This window comes from Paenibacillus sp. FSL R10-2199 (genome assembly GCF_038000235.1).
In the GTDB taxonomy this organism is placed as follows: Bacteria; Bacillota; Bacilli; order Paenibacillales; family Paenibacillaceae; genus Paenibacillus_AQ; species Paenibacillus_AQ phytohabitans.
This window is the reverse complement of the sequence record NZ_JBBOBO010000002.1, coordinates 1,569,453-1,584,928: the sequence shown is the minus strand read 5'-3', so window position 1 is coordinate 1,584,928 and position 15,476 is coordinate 1,569,453. Positions and strand designations below refer to the sequence as shown.

General features: G+C 52.9%; 9 protein-coding genes. 6 read left to right on the top strand and 3 right to left on the bottom strand.

The genetic code is table 11. From position 1 onward, the window contains the following. Positions 1-101: 101 nt before the first annotated feature. Positions 102-1,298 carry a UDP-N-acetylglucosamine--LPS N-acetylglucosamine transferase gene (locus tag NYE33_RS34760; protein ID WP_042134030.1) on the bottom strand — a complete coding sequence of 399 codons (1,197 nt, stop codon included), beginning with the start codon at positions 1,296-1,298 and terminating at the stop codon, positions 102-104. Between the two features lie 296 nt (positions 1,299-1,594). On the opposite strand from NYE33_RS34760, the gene NYE33_RS34755 reads away from it, so the two are divergent. The 5 genes from NYE33_RS34755 (at position 1,595) to NYE33_RS34735 (ending at position 11,918) form a co-directional block, all read left to right on the top strand. Next, positions 1,595-2,170 carry a TetR/AcrR family transcriptional regulator gene (locus NYE33_RS34755; RefSeq protein WP_039302173.1) on the top strand — a complete coding sequence of 192 codons (576 nt, stop codon included), beginning with the start codon at positions 1,595-1,597 and terminating at the stop codon, positions 2,168-2,170. 197 nt (positions 2,171-2,367) lie between these two features. Then, positions 2,368-4,722, top strand: coding sequence for a YhgE/Pip domain-containing protein (locus tag NYE33_RS34750; protein ID WP_341069885.1), 2,355 nt, complete (start codon positions 2,368-2,370; stop codon positions 4,720-4,722). Between the two features lie 374 nt (positions 4,723-5,096). Then, positions 5,097-9,692, top strand: coding sequence for a glutamate synthase large subunit (gene gltB, locus NYE33_RS34745; protein WP_042140782.1), 4,596 nt, complete (start codon positions 5,097-5,099; stop codon positions 9,690-9,692). A gap of 515 nt (positions 9,693-10,207) precedes the next feature. Continuing rightward, positions 10,208-11,134, top strand: a complete 927-nt coding sequence (locus NYE33_RS34740; RefSeq protein ID WP_341069883.1) for an ABC transporter ATP-binding protein — start codon at positions 10,208-10,210, stop codon at positions 11,132-11,134. Then, entirely contained in the window at positions 11,127-11,918 is a 792-nt protein-coding gene (locus NYE33_RS34735) for an ABC transporter permease (RefSeq protein ID WP_042134035.1), read from the top strand. The genes NYE33_RS34740 and NYE33_RS34735 overlap by 8 nt, the downstream gene beginning before the upstream one ends. A gap of 55 nt (positions 11,919-11,973) precedes the next feature. Here the strand turns inward: NYE33_RS34735 and NYE33_RS34730 are convergent, their stop codons facing one another. Both NYE33_RS34730 and NYE33_RS34725 read right to left on the bottom strand, forming a co-directional pair. After that, positions 11,974-12,423: a bactofilin family protein gene (locus NYE33_RS34730; RefSeq protein WP_042134037.1), complete on the bottom strand. Its 450-nt coding sequence runs from the start codon at positions 12,421-12,423 to the stop codon at positions 11,974-11,976. Between the two features lie 22 nt (positions 12,424-12,445). Further along, positions 12,446-13,669 (bottom strand): M23 family metallopeptidase, encoded by a 1,224-nt coding sequence (locus tag NYE33_RS34725; RefSeq protein ID WP_076242280.1) that lies wholly within the window; start codon positions 13,667-13,669, stop codon positions 12,446-12,448. Between the two features lie 213 nt (positions 13,670-13,882). On the opposite strand from NYE33_RS34725, the gene cls reads away from it, so the two are divergent. Continuing rightward, positions 13,883-15,313, top strand: a complete 1,431-nt coding sequence (cls, locus tag NYE33_RS34720; protein ID WP_340947792.1) for a cardiolipin synthase — start codon at positions 13,883-13,885, stop codon at positions 15,311-15,313. The last annotated feature ends 163 nt before the right edge of the window (positions 15,314-15,476 follow it).

Below are 15,476 nucleotides of genomic sequence, written 5' to 3'. Positions count from 1 at the left end.
GGTTTCCGCTGCATTCTCATCTTATGTAATGCAAAAGAACCTCCAAATCCACGCTTACCAGTGGCTGGAGGTTCTTTATGTTGTTGTTCACCGGGGTCCGTCTACGGGGTGACATAGACAGCCTCTTCATTGCGCACCTGTGAGGGGGAGCTCCACGACTCGGATTCGGCAACAGCTTGGCTGGCGGGCTTGCCCAGCAGCTGGAGCACAGTAGCTGCACAATGCTGAGGCTGCTGGCGTTCAGGGGAAGTCCGGCGTTTCCGCTGTAATTCAAGTCCGGCATATTCATGCAGCAGCATGGAGAACCATTTGTTCACCACTTCCGAATCAAGTACCTCGGCCAGCCCCAGCTCTACAAAATACTGGCTGTTCTTCTCTTCCTGCCCCGGGATGGCGCTGTAGAACAGCATCGGAATGCCTTTGGCCTGACCTTCAGTACAGGTCATTCCGCCCGGCTTCGTAATCAGCAGATCGGAAGCATCCATTAATTTGTTGATCTCGCTGCTGTAGCCGAGAATCTTTACATTGGGATGGTCCAGCAGCGGGTTGGCTTTCATTTTGGCTACCAGCTTGTCATTGCTGCCCATACAGAATATAAGCTGGATCTCATCCATCCGGGCCGTGAGCGAATTCATGATGTCCTTCCCGAACATCAGCCCCCAGCCGCCGCCCATAATGAGCACGGTAGGAATGTCGGCGAGCCCCAGCTCCTTGCGGAGCTGAGTCTTGCTATGGCGCTCCCAGAACTTCGGATGCACCGGGATGCCGGTAACCGTCACCAGCTCAGGAGATACGCCCCGTCCGGTAAGAATCGATTTGACGCGTGAAGTAGAGACGAGATAGCGGTCGGCTTCGGCGTTCACCCAGCTGCCGTGAGCATCATAATCTGTAATCAGCGTGTAGAGCGGGACATCCAGCCCCTGCTGCTTCAATCTGGAGATGACTGCGGCCGGAATCGGATGAGTGCAGATAATCAAATCGGGTTTAAGCTGCTCTATGACCTGTGAGGCATGTGTATAAAAAATCCGGTGAAGAGCCAGCTTAGTCAACCGGTTCAGTGATTTATGATATTGGGTCTTATACATCATGCCGACCAGCTTTGGCTGGCTGCTGACTGTTTTGCGGTAAGCGGAAAGAATCCATGGTGCGACCGTAGGATTGAGGAATTTTCCAAGCTCAATGACCCGGCACTGCACATCCGGACTCAGCAGTCTTATTCCTTCGGCCAGAGCATAGGCTGCCCCTGTATGGCCCGTGCCGAAGCCTTCCGAAAACAGCAGTACTCTTTTCTTTCGCATAAGTTCACCTGCTACTTTCCATCATGGGTAGAATTACGAGTTCTCTTCATCGGTTCATTCGAGATCCCATGTTCATGTTCTATTATATTATACTAGGGTTTTTGCTTCTTTTCTCACATTATACAAATAAGACGTAAATAGAAAGTTAAAACACTGCAATAAAATAAAAAAAGTTGGGCACAAGTATTGCATTGGCAGGAGCATCGTGATAAAGTTGGTCTTGACCGAGTGACCGGATTAGTAAATTGGTCAGAACGCGGACGCAATGATATTTCCTGACGAAAGGGAGTGCACGGGTGGCTGTGGTAGATCGAAGGCAGCAGGTGCTTCAGGCGGCGACGAAATCTTTTTCATTATTCGGCTATAAGGCAACTACAATGGATCAGGTCGCCAAGATTGCCAATGTCGGCAAAGGGACGATTTATACCTTTTTTACGAACAAGGAACAATTATTTGACGAGATTCTGCGAGATGTCATTATTGAGATGAAAAGAATCGCCGAGCGGGAGATTAAACGCGACAAGCCGTTTTTTGATAATCTGCACCGCGTGCTGGACGCCCTGCTGGAATTTCGGAGCGAACATGAGCTATTCATTAAGCTGTCCCAGGAAAGTCGTGATTTCGGAACGCCGCAGGCCGGTGATGGGCTCGACAAGATCGAGAGTGTCGTACTTGAATATTTGGAACGGGAGGTGGAACAGGCAATCCGTCAAGGGGAGATCAAACCCTGCGATCCCCAGATTGTCTCGGTAGTAATGTTCAGGCTTTATATCGTACTTACTGCTGAACTGAGCAAGGTGCATGTGCCTTTGACCAAAGAGCAGATTAAATGCTACTTTCATTTATTTTTGGCAGAAGGCCTGTCACAGTAAAATTTAAGTCCGGTATAGGGACGGCGTCCTGCGAACCTGCGCTTTCCCTGATGTGAACAGGCAAAATTTTTTTTGCTCTTGACTGACTGAATGGGGAAAATGGTCAACCAGTGTTACTGTAACATTCACGAAAATATCATTTCAGAGGAATTTATAGCATTTTAAAGAGAGCATATGATTAGAAGGAGAGAACCAGAATGAAATCTTTATCCGTGTTTATCAAGGACCTTGGCGCGGTTTTTAAGAATCCCAAGATGCGTATTTCCATGTTTGCCATTCTGTTCATTCCTGTACTGTACAGCGGATTATTCCTGAAGGCATTCTGGGATCCTTACGGTAAAATGAACGAGCTTCCCGTCGCTGTCGTAAATGAAGATAAAGGTGCTGATTATGAGGGCTCCAAGCTGAGCGCAGGAACAGACCTGGTTGCAGAGCTGAAGAAGACGGACGGGTTCAAGTGGAATTTCGTCAGCCGTGAAGCAGCGGAAGCCGGACTTGCGGACAATACCTATTATATGGCGATTATTGTTCCGGAAGACTTCTCGGCCAAAGCTACTACCCTGCTGGATGCGGATCCGCAGCCGGCCAAAATCATCTACGAGCCGAATGAAGGCTACAACTTCCTGGCTGGCCAGATCGGCGGCACGGCAGTGAAGGATATCAAGACTAAAGTGTCTGCCAAGATCACAGAAGCGTATACCGAATCTGTATTTGATAAAATCACGGATATCGCCAGCGGGCTTGGCGAAGCCGGGGACGGCGCCACCAAGCTTGCTGACGGTGCCACCAAGCTGGATGACGGAGCGCTTAAGCTGAAGGACAATCTGCTTGTCCTGACTGAAGGCACCGGCAAGCTGCTCGATGGTGTAGCGCCGCTTACCCAGGGTGTGACGGATCTGAATACCGGAGCAGCGGCTCTGGAAGCCGGCAGCAGCACGCTGGCCGGAGGGCTTCAGCAGTTGTCCGCAGCACATAAGCAGCTGCAGGATGGTGTAACCCAGTCGGCAGCAGGCAGCAAGCAGCTTGATGCAGGGCTGCAGAAGACTGCAGCCGGAGCGGCTTCGCTCAAGGACGGCACACAGTCGGCCGTAGACGGAACCGCCAAGCTGCAGGCTGGCACGAAGTCGGTGGTGGACGGCAGCGCGAAGCTGGAAGCGGGTCTGACCTCTTCCGCAGAAGGCAGCGCGAAGCTCGAAGCCGGTCTTACGGCTTCGAAGGAAGGCAGTGCGAAAGCGGCAGCCGGAGCCAAGGCGGTAGCAGACGGTCTGCAGGCACTGGCGAAATCGAACCCGCAGCTTGCGGCAAGCCCGGATGTACAGAAGCTGCTGGCGGCAAGTACAGCAGTGGCGACCGGCACTGCACAGCTGGACCAGAGCCAGGAGCAGCTGCTGGCAGGAGCAACGGCACTGCACAGCGGCCAGGAGCAGCTAGTGCAGGGAGCGAATCAGCTGCACAGCGGTTCCCAGCAGCTTGATGCAGGTGTAACGCAGCTGCATGCCGGAGCGCAGCAGCTGAACGCCGGCAGCGCACAGCTGCTGGAAGGCCAGCAGCAGCTGGCGGCTGGCGCGGGCACACTTGCAGCAGGCGGTGCTAAGCTGTCGGCAGGCATGCAGCAGTTCGGCGCGAAGCTGGACGAAGCGGCCGCAGGCGGTGCGAAGCTGGCAGACGGCGGCAAGGCGCTTGAAGCCGGTACAGCGAAGCTGCTGAGCGGCGCAGGACAGCTTGGCAGCGGCCTCAGCTCTGTAGCTGACGGCTCGAAGCAGCTGAGTGACGGAGCAGGCCAGCTCAAGGACGGTCTGGATGAGCTGAAAGCAGGCTCCGGTGAGCTGGCCAGCAAGCTGGGCGATGCTGCAACGCAGACTAATGCTGTGAACAAGAGCGATGCGCTGGTATCCATGTTTGCCCAGCCGGTACAGATTGAAGAAGTGAAAGTCAGCAAGGTACCGAACTATGGAACAGGGTTCGCCCCTTACTTCCTGTCGCTCGGTTTGTTCGTAGGCGCACTGATCTGTACGATTGTTATTCCGATGCGTGAATCTGAAGTGATCGGAGCCAGCCGGTTCAACCGGTTCATGAGCCGTACTCTTACGTTCTCCATGATGAGCTTGCTCCAGGCACTTCTCGCCATCCTGATTGTTCTGTACGGCCTGGGCCTTGAAGTGCAGAGTGTAGGCTTGTTCTACGCCTTCTCCTTCATCACCAGTCTTGCCTTCATGTGGATGATCCAGGCGATCGTAACCTGGCTTGACCAGCCGGGCCGTTTCGTAGTCATCCTGATTCTGATCTTCCAATTGACTACGAGTGCGGGTACGTTCCCGCTGGAGCTGATTCCTAACTGGATGAAGATCTTCAATCCGCTGCTGCCGATGACTTATAGTGTCAAAGGCTTCAAGGCAGTCATCTCCACTGGCGACTTCAGCTCGATGTGGAATGATGCCGGACTGCTGGCCGCTTACGGCATAGTATTCCTGGCGCTTACCTTCACCTACTTCATGACCCGTGACCGCGGTAATGAAGCTCTGCTGAAAAGTGAACAAGTTTTGACTGTATAATGGAACACATTTTCTTGTAAATATGAGGACACAAAAACGCCCCTGAGGGGGCGTTTTTGGCTTATACAGAAAACTAAATGGGTAAAAAAAGTGCCATACCGATGGCAGGAAAATAAATGAAACGCTTTCAATGCATAAGAACTTATTCGTCTTTTATGCATAATTATGCACTGAGAAGATTTTTTACGCTTTTATCCGCTAAAGCTGCGCTGCAAAAGCATTTGTTAATCAAGCTCATAAAAAAGTTTAAATTGCGCTCATGTCAGGTCGATGATAAAATAATATAACCAATCTGGCTTGAATAATTATTAAGATTTTCCTCTGAAAAATTTTCCTGGAATTCCGTCTACTTTATAATAGAAAGGTTGCGTATGATGAGACACACTGAACTGCCCGGCAAACAGGGCCTTTATGATCCTCAGTTCGAAAAAGACGCTTGCGGCATGGGATTTGTTGCCCATATTAAAGGCAAACCGTCCCATGATATTGTTAGCAATGCTCTGACTATGCTCTTTAATATGGAGCATCGGGGAGGCCAGGGAAGCGAGCCGAACTCTGGTGACGGAGCCGGCATTATGCTGCAGATTCCGCACCGTTTCTTTGCCGGCGAAGCAGCGAAGCTTGGCTTTGAGCTGCCGGAACAGGGCCATTACGGCGTGGGCATGATCTTTCTGTCTCATAACGAGGAGATCCGGACCCGCCATGAGGCGCTCCTGAGCGAGATTATCGCTGAAGAGGGCCAGCAGGTGCTCGGCTACCGCGATGTGCCTACCTTTGACGAAATGCTCGGCAAGACGGCCAAGGCTGCCAAGCCTTATGTGCGGCAGGTATTTATCGGCCGCTCTGAAGGAATTAAGGATGATCTTTCTTTTGAACGCAAGCTGTACGTGATCCGCAAACGTGCGGAGCTGTCGATCCGCTACGGCGGAGCAGAAGAGGGGGAATCCTTCTACGTACCGAGTTTATCCTGCAAGAAGATCGTATACAAGGGCATGCTGACTACTGTACAGGTTGGACAGTTCTACCTGGATCTGCAGGATGAGAAGCTGGAGTCGGCGATTGCGCTTGTCCACTCCCGGTTCAGTACCAATACCTTCCCAAGCTGGGAACGTGCCCACCCTTACCGCTTCATGATTCACAATGGCGAAATCAACACCCTTCGCGGCAATGTGAACTGGATGCATGCCCGCCAGTCGCTGTTCAAGAGCGAAGTGTTCGGAGAGGATCTCGGCAAGATCAAGCCGGTGGTTAACCCCGACGGCTCCGATACTGCGATGTTCGATAATACGTTCGAGTTCCTGTACCTGAGCGGACGCTCCCTGCCGCATGTTGCGATGATGATGGTTCCTGAGCCTTGGAGCAATCATGACAGCATGGACGAGAAGAAGAAAGCCTTCTATGAATTCCACAGCACCCTGATGGAGCCATGGGACGGGCCTGCCGCAATGGGCTTCACCGACGGCGTGCAAATCGGGGCGATCCTCGACCGTAACGGTCTTCGTCCTGCGCGTTATTATGTCACCAAAGATGATCTGATCATTCTGTCCTCCGAAGCGGGAGTCCTAGACATCCCGGCAGAGGATGTACTATACAAAGACCGCCTGAGACCGGGCCGTATGCTGCTTGTGGATACGAAGCAGGGCCGTATTATCTCTGATGAAGAGGTCAAGGCTGAAATTGCTTCGCAGCAGCCTTATCAGGATTGGCTGGATGAGCACCTGATCAGCCTCGATGAGCTTCCGGAAGCACCGGAGCTGCCGAATCCGAAGCATGATAACGTGCAGCAACTTCAGCAGTCGTTCGGTTATACCTTTGAAGATCTGCGCAAGGTGCTGGAGCCTATGGCATCCACAGGTGCCGAAGCTGTCGGGTCCATGGGTTATGATTCACCGCTGGCGGTACTGTCTGACCGTCCGCAGCGGCTCTACAACTACTTCAAACAAATGTTTGCCCAGGTAACCAACCCGCCGATTGATGCGATCCGTGAAGAACTGGTAACGTCCACGGCAACAACGATCGGGCCTGAACGCAATCTGCTCAAAGCAGAACCGGAGAGCTGTCGTCAGATCTCGCTGGATTCTCCGATTCTCTCGAACGAGGATTTCGCCAAGCTGCGTCATGTACGCCGTGCCGGCTTCAAATCGATGTCCATTCCGATTCTCTTCCCGGCAGAGCTGGGGGCGGAAGGGCTGCGTATCGCTCTGGAGCGTATGAATGAGGCGGCAGACCGTGTTATGGCCAAAGGACATAATATTCTTATTCTGTCAGACCGCGGGGTAGACCGCGACAATGCTGCTATTCCGGCGCTGCTGGCTGTCTCCAGCCTGCATCACCATCTGATCCGCTCGGGAACACGGACCAAGGTCAGTATCCTGCTGGAATCCGGTGAACCGCGTGAAGTTCATCATTATGCGCTTCTGCTTGGTTATGGTGTCAGTGCGGTCAACCCTTATCTGGCCTTCGAGAGTCTGGATGATATGATCGGCCAAGGCCTGCTCCGCGGAATCTCGCATGAGAAGGCTGTGAAGAACTATATCAAGGCAGCTACGAAGAGTGTTGTCAAAATCCTGTCCAAAATGGGGATATCCACAATTCAATCTTACCGCGGCGCACAGATTTTTGAAGCTGTAGGCCTGAACTCGGAGTTCGTAGACCGTTACTTCACCTGGACACCATCCCGTATCGGGGGAATTGGCCTGGAGGAAGTGGCTCTAGAAGCACTTGCCAGCCATAACCGAGCCTTCACCGACAAAGACGGCAACGACAAGGTGCTGGATTCCGGCGGTGAATACCAGTGGCGGAGTGACGGGGAAGAGCATCTGTTCAACCCGCAGACGATTCATCTGCTGCAGCATTCCGTACGCAGCGGAGATTACGAGATGTACAAGAAATATGCGGCACTTGTTCAGGGCGAAAGCGAGAAACACCAGACTCTGCGCTCGATGCTGCAGTTCAAATCGACTAATGCACCCGTTTCGCTTGATGAGGTAGAACCGGCGGAATCGATCATGAAACGCTTCAAGACCGGCGCCATGTCCTTCGGCTCGATCAGCAAGGAAGCCCATGAGACATTGGCCATTGCGATGAACCGTATCGGCGGCAAGAGCAATACCGGCGAAGGCGGGGAAGATCCGGCGCGCTTCATTCCGGACGCTAACGGCGATTCCCGCCGCAGTGCGATCAAGCAGGTGGCATCGGGACGGTTCGGCGTAACCTCGAACTATCTGGTGAATGCCGACGAGATCCAGATCAAGATGGCACAAGGCGCTAAGCCGGGTGAAGGCGGACAGCTTCCGGGCCGCAAGGTATATCCTTGGGTTGCCGAAGTCCGCGGCTCTACAGCAGGTGTAGGTCTGATCTCACCGCCGCCGCATCATGATATTTACTCGATCGAGGATTTGGCAGAGCTGATCTATGATCTGAAGAATGCCAATCCTCGTGCCAATATTAACGTTAAGCTTGTATCCGAAGTCGGCGTAGGCACCATTGCCGCCGGTGTGGCCAAAGGCCGTGCCGATATTATCCTGATCAGCGGCTATGACGGCGGCACCGGTGCTTCACCGATGAACTCCATCCGTCATGCCGGACTGCCTTGGGAGCTGGGTCTGGCTGAGACACACCAGACACTGATGCTGAACAATCTGCGCGACCGTGTTGTACTGGAAACAGACGGCAAGATGCTCAGCGGGCGTGATCTGGCAGTAGCTGTTCTGCTTGGCGCTGAAGAATACGGCTTCGCTACTGCACCGCTGGTAGCTGTAGGCTGTATCATGATGCGTGTGTGTCAGATGGATACCTGCCCGGTCGGCGTTGCTACGCAGAATCCGGAGCTCCGCAAGAACTTCATGGGAGATCCGCAGCATGTCGTTAACTTCATGACCTTTGTAGCACAGGATCTGCGCGAGATTATGGCTGAGCTCGGCTTCCGCACCATTGAAGAAATGGTCGGCCGCACGGATTGCCTGGATGCGGTTCAGGCTTCGACCCACTGGAAGAAGAAGGGTGTCGATCTGAACAGCCTGCTGCATACACCGGCTATGCCGGAAGGAAGCACACGCTTCCGCAGCAAACACCAGAATCATGGCCTGGAAGAAACGCTGGATATGACTCACCTGCTCGATATTGCCGCTCCTGCACTGGAATCCGGCACAGCAGTTGAAGCATCCCTGCCGATCACGAACGTCAACCGTGCAGTGGGTACGATTCTGGGCAGCGAGCTGACGCGCAAATATGGCGCAGCAGGTCTGCCGGATGACACCATCAAGCTGTATTTCACAGGCTCGGCCGGACAAAGTCTGGGCGCATTCGTACCGAAGGGCATCACGATTACGGTCGAAGGCGACTCCAATGACTATGTCGGTAAAGGGCTGTCCGGGGGCAAGCTGATTATCAGACCGTCCCGTAAGGCAACCTTTGCCGCTGAAGATAATATCATCATCGGGAATACGGCGCTGTATGGAGCGACTGGCGGCGAAGCTTATGTCAGCGGGATTGCGGGTGAACGTTTCGCAGTCCGCAACTCCGGGGCGAATGTAGTCGTTGAAGGCGTGGGCGACCACGGCTGCGAATACATGACTGGCGGCCGTGTGGTTGTTCTGGGTGAAACCGGCCGCAACTTTGCGGCAGGGATGTCAGGCGGTATCGCCTACGTATATGATCCGGACAGCACGTTCATCAAACGCTGTAACCTGGAAATGGTATTGCTGGAGCGTGTGGAGGAGGCGGATGAGATCGCTGAGCTGCATAGCCTGATTACCCGTCATACCGAGCTTACAGACAGCAATGCGGGCAGAGCGATTCTCGATTCATGGGATCAGGCCCTGCCGAAGTTTGCCCGTGTCATTCCGAAGGATTACAAACGGATGATGGAGCAGATCCGCAAGGTGGAGCAGAATGGCCTGACCGGCGAAGCTGCCCTGATGGCTGCTTTTGAAGCGAATATGCGTGAGCTTGCCCGTGTCGGCGGCTAAGGTTTAAGGTTTCAACTTTTAAATGCATCCGGTATTGCCGGTGTGCACTATACGATCAAGGGACAGTATTCTTACCCGTATCAGACGGGGAAGATACTGTCCCTTTTACTATTACTGCATTTCTTTCCTAATTTCAGGAAAAAGGAAAGCTATGGTAGAATATAAAAATGTATGAAACGGGTTGCTGATACAGCGATAAGGTTAATATAGCTTGAACTGAAAGAGACAATATTAAGATGGGAGTAGCGGAGGGGAAGTTTGGAACTGTAGGAGCGGTAGCGTCCGCCTGAAAGCTTTCCGTAGGAAAGCTAGCATCGGAAGCATAAGCAGTCTGCGGATTTCCACCGCAAAAGCGGTATGAATCAAGAAATCTGCAGACAACAGCGGCCGGAAGTCCAAACATTCACCGCAGTTACGGCTAACATCTGCATTGGAGCCTCTTCAGTTCTTCTATTAGTCACCTTATCCGAAAGCGCAAGTCCGTTTCATCCAAACCGACGAAAGGAAGTGAAGTTATGCCGAATACGGCAGAAGTTGTGAAACCTGTGGCCAGCCTGATGGGGGTTACCAAAAAGATCGGCTCCAAAACGCTGATCAGCGACTTGACCCTCGATATTCCGCCCGGGCAAATCTTCGGATTCCTGGGTCCGAACGGTGCCGGTAAAACAACTACCATCCGCATGATGGTAGGGCTTATTTCCATTAGCCGCGGGGATATTCTCATCTGCGGACGCAGTATTAAAGACCATTTTGAAGAGGCGATAGCGAATGTAGGGGCGATTGTGGAGAATCCGGAAATGTACAAGTTCCTTACCGGATACCAGAACCTGCGCCAGTACGCCCGCATGGTCCCCGGTGTGACCAAGGAGCGGATTAATGAAGTCGTAGAGCTGGTAGGTCTCGGCCAGAGAATCAACGACAAGGTTAAGACCTATTCTCTGGGGATGCGCCAGCGGCTGGGTGTGGCCCAGGCACTGCTGCACAGGCCGAAGCTGCTGATTCTCGATGAGCCGACCAACGGGCTGGACCCGCAGGGCATCCGCGAGCTGCGCGATTATCTGCGCCTGCTGTGCCAGAAGGAAGGTACTACTGTTTTTGTCTCCAGCCATTTGCTTGCTGAAATGGAACTCATGTGTGATAGTGTGGCGATTATCCAGAACGGCCGCCTGATCGAAGTGAAACAGCTTAAGGCTGTAGGCAATGTGATGGCGCCGGTGGGTGAGACCCTGTTCGAAGTAGATCAGCCTGAAGCTGCGCTGGAACTGATGGGCCGTGGCGTGGTGAAGGACGGGGGCATTGCTGTAGAGGCGGTGCGGGAGGAAATTGCCGAGCTCAACGCGAAGCTGGTGGCCGGCGGAATTAAAGTGTACAGCATCAAGCCGCTGTTCCGGTCACTGGAAGATCAATTCTTGGAGATTACAGGAGGTGAAGGCATTGGGTGAGTTCGCTGCTCTCATACATAATGAGAATATCAAAATTTACAGACGTCTGCGGACATGGATTATGCTGTTCATTCTGGCGGTTATGAGTGCGCTGTTTCCGGCGCTAATCCATTTCACCAGCGGAGGCAATGAGGTAACGATCGGGTTATGGGACAGCTTCCAGACTACCGTAGCGATCGCTTTTTTCCTGAACACCATCTTCACAGCCCTGGTGGCTGCTGACTCCGTTGCGGGCGAATTCACCTGGGGAACGATTAAGCTGCTGCTGATCCGCCCTTGGAGCCGCTCCAAAATCCTGCTCTCGAAATATATATCGATGGTGCTCTTCAGCTTGTTCAGCACTCTGCTGCTGATCGTGTTTGGTTATGGCTCAGCCCTGATTTTCTCGTCCTCGGCCGTGGATTCGATAGGGGGGCCGACGATGGCCTGGAGCCAGGGCGAATACGTTTTTCTGACGATTATGTGCGCCTACATTGAGCTGTTTCTCACAGCAGCCATTGCCTTTATGATCTCCAGCGTATTTCGTTCCAGCGGCCTTGCGATTGTACTGTCGCTGTCCATCATGTTCACCAAAGATATCTTTATCGCCATCTTCAGCCCGGAACGGTATGAGTGGGCTAACTATCTGATTTTTGCCCATATGAATCTAAGCGGCTATCTGCTGTCGGACACCGGCCCCGGAGGCGCTACGTTAGGATTCGCAATTGCTGTCCTCGCGGTGTATTACGTTATTTTCATGCTCGTCTCTTGGGTTGTATTCCGTAAAAGAGATGTCGCAGCTTAATGTGGTAAAAGGCTCTACAAGGACTGGAAGCAAGCATATGCGGGGTTATGCCCGCTCAGCCTGCTTCCAGTTTGTTCTGTTTATGGGAACCCCGCTTACCTGCCTTGTCCGTAGAACCATCTGCCTGAAGCCCGCCCGCTGTCTCTGTGGCGGGCTGTTCGGCCATGGCTACGGACCCGTTCAGCACGCTGCCTTCCATAATACTCAGTGCGCCGGCTGCGATATTACCGTGCAGCTGTCCGGTTTCGGTCATGATCAGCTTCTGGTTGGCGGTCACGTCGCCGTAGACCTTGCCGGCAATAATAACCTCCTGCGCCTTAATGCTGGAGTGGACCGTTCCCTGTTCGCCGACCGTAACTGTGCCCTGGCACAGGATTTCCCCGCTGAAATTCCCTTCAATCCGCAGATTGGTATCGCAATGGACTTTACCTTCAAGTGTGCCTCCATGTCCGATAAGTGAATCGGTCGATTTATATGGAGCACTTTGTTTGCGTTTGTTCCACATGCCTGCATTCCTCCTTGTATTCTTAAGGTTTAACATAATTCAGCGGATTCACCGGCTTATTCTGCTTCACAACCTGGAAATGGAGATGGGGACCTGTGCTGCGTCCGGTATTGCCGAGCATACCAATTTGCTCCCCTTTGCTGACCTTGTCACCGGGCGAGACCACCATGCCGTTCAAATGCATATACCAGGTTTCCAGCCCGTTCGCATGCTTGATAATGATATATTTGCCTCTGGCGCCCAGCTGGTCGGCAGAAGTGACCACACCTTCCATCGCTGCGTATACAGGGTCACCGATGCGGCCGGCAATATCGATTCCGGAGTGGTAGGCAGAGACCCCCTTGAAGGGATCAGAACGATAACCGAAGCTGGAGGTGATCACCTTCGAGCCTGTGGGCCAGAGGACAGCCGGGGCCAGTCTCGCTTTTTCTTCACTTGCCTTCTTGGCCTGCAGGTTAGCCTCCAGGGTGTTGGCTTTTTCGGCCTCTGTAATTGTAGTGGAGATACGGCTGACCATTTCCTCCAGCATCGTTTTTATTTCTTCGTAGTCGTCTCTTGTTTCCTGAACCAGCTCCAGCGGGTCATTGGCATATACAGCGATGTACTCCCCGCCGACCTGGGGGGGCACTGTACTTCCTAATGCAGCGGTAACTACCCCGAAACGGAAATCAACTGCAGACAAAGTGCCGGAAGAGGTGTCTGATGGATGCTCTGCAAGGAACGGAGCCGTACTTGAACGGCTTATGGTTCCCTTGACGTCTCCCTTAGTTCCGCTTGCAGCAACTTTGGCTGATGCGGCAATGAACGGCTGGCTGCTTGCGGCAGAAGCTGCAGAGGCAGTGGGTTCATTGTCTGTACCGGAAGAAGAGGTCGTCTCTTTCTCAATCAGCGACTGCAGCTGCTGCTCCAGTTCAGAGACACTCTTCAGCTTGTCTTTAATGCTCTGGGCTTCCTCCGAGAGCTCGGTCACCTGGCTGCGGAGCTGCAGCAGCGCCTGGTCCTTGTCGGCGACCTTGAGCTCCATCCGGATATTCGTCAGCGATAGTGCCGCAGCTTCGGCTTCCAGCTCGGAAATGGACCGGGAGGCATGAATATGCATGGAGGTGACCAGACTGGAGAGAGACAGGGCAGCCGCAGCAGGCAGGGCGAAGGCAAGCGGCTTGGACAGCTGCAGCTGTCTGACAGGCCGTCCGGCCTCACGGACGACGAGCAGCGTAATCTTTTTATGATCGGGCTGACTCTTCATAACATCTCCTTCCTGCGGCCTTTAGCAGCCGCGTGGTATGAACTGAGTGAATCCAACATTGCTATAGAGCGGGGCTCATCCGATTCGTCCTACTACTCTATGTATTCCATTCCTCTGGCGAACATGACAACGGTTTGCTTGAATAAAGAAGGAGAGTTACGGCAAGACCTGTAGTAGATCATCTTCAATAACATAACTTTTAGGAGGTCCGGGATGAGGATATTCGCAGTTATCTTAAGTCTTTTTATCATACAGATTGCCATTATCGTTATATCGGAGTTCCGCCGTCCGCAGAGGGCACTGGCCTGGATATGCATTACCTTCTGCTGTCCGCCGCTGGGGCTGCTGTTCTATTATTTCCTCGGGCGGGATTATTGGCAGAGCCGGAAGCTTGGCAAACGGTGTGTGTCCCTGCTGCGGGAGATCCGCGCCCATGTTGCCGGCAAAATCCATATCGTCAAAAGCACGGCAGAAACCGGAAATCCGGGGTTTGAGAACCGTAAAGAACTGCTGCATTTGCTCTCAGGCCTGTCAGAAAGCCACATTACAAGCCATAATCAATGTCAGGTGCTCAATAATGCCGGGGACGCCTATAAGGCGATGCTGGATGTGATGGAGAATGCGCAAGAGCATATCCACATGGAGTTTTATATTTTCCGGGATGATGATATTGGCAGGCAGTTTCAGGAGATTATGATCCGCAAGGCGCGTCAGGGGGTTAGGGTGCGTCTGCTATGTGATGGGCTTGGGAGTCATCAGCTGAGCCGGAGATTCGTGAATACGCTCAAGAACGCAGGAGTGCAGGTTCACTTTTTTCTGCCGCCGCTTACTTCGCTGCTGGACCGCCGCTTCAATTACCGCAATCACCGCAAGATACTCGTGGTTGACGGGCTGACGGGCTTCACCGGGGGAATGAATGTAGGTGATGATTATCTGGGAAAAGACCCCAAGATGGGCTATTGGCGAGATACGCATCTTCGTGTTGAAGGGGATGCAGTGTATCATCTGCAATATGTGTTTCTCAAAGACTGGAGACTGGCAGCCGGTGACACTATGAGCCATCCGCGGTTTTTTCCTGTTCATGCCTGCAGCGGGCCGGATGCTGTGCAGATTGTAGCCAGCGGGCCCGATGGGGCGGTTGATGCCACACAGGAAATGTTTTTCGCTTCACTCTGTGCGGCGAAGGAGCGCATCTGGATGACCTCCCCGTATTTCATTCCGGACCCGGCCATTTGCCGGGCGCTCAAGAATGCGGTGCTAAGCGGAGTGGATGTGAGGATCATTATCCCGGCGAAGCCGGACAACAAGCTGGTGTATAAGGCAACCCTGTCTTACCTTGAGAATCTGCAGGATGCCGGAGTGAAGTTCTACCGCTATACAAGAGGCTTCATGCACGCCAAAGTGATGATTATTGATGACGTGCTGGCAACGGTAGGCAGTGCGAATCTGGACATGCGCAGCTTCTATTCCAACTTTGAACTGACGGCTGTTCTGCTCCGTCCGGCGATTATTGCGGAACTGGCAGAGGACTTCAGCCAGGACCTGAAGCACAGCGAATTCATCGATCCCAAAAAGTTTAGGGAGAGAGCGCATAATGTCAAACTGATTGAGGGGCTCTGTCAGCTCTTATCGCCGCTTTTATGACATAAAAGGTGAAGTAAGCATCGTTTATCGAAGGTTATATCATGTTCCATGCGTTATTTGAGCTTCCTTTATGATATAATAGGAATATAAGAAGCAAAGGGGAGAAAGCGCAGCTGTGAAGTCTGCTTTCGTATACTTCTTAGATATACTATTTATAGGGGGA

Excerpts from the sequence above, each read along its gene's own strand:
- gltB (WP_042140782.1), top strand. The coding sequence starts at position 5,097 with ATGAGACACACTGAACTGCCCGGCAAACAGGGCCTTTATGATCCTCAG.
- NYE33_RS34725 (WP_076242280.1), bottom strand. The coding sequence starts at position 13,669 with ATGAAGAGTCAGCCCGATCATAAAAAGATTACGCTGCTCGTCGTCCGT.
- NYE33_RS34730 (WP_042134037.1), bottom strand. The coding sequence starts at position 12,423 with ATGTGGAACAAACGCAAACAAAGTGCTCCATATAAATCGACCGATTCA.
- NYE33_RS34760 (WP_042134030.1), bottom strand. The coding sequence starts at position 1,298 with ATGCGAAAGAAAAGAGTACTGCTGTTTTCGGAAGGCTTCGGCACGGGC.
- NYE33_RS34740 (WP_341069883.1), top strand. The coding sequence starts at position 10,208 with ATGCCGAATACGGCAGAAGTTGTGAAACCTGTGGCCAGCCTGATGGGG.
- cls (WP_340947792.1), top strand. The coding sequence starts at position 13,883 with ATGAGGATATTCGCAGTTATCTTAAGTCTTTTTATCATACAGATTGCC.
- NYE33_RS34750 (WP_341069885.1), top strand. The coding sequence starts at position 2,368 with ATGAAATCTTTATCCGTGTTTATCAAGGACCTTGGCGCGGTTTTTAAG.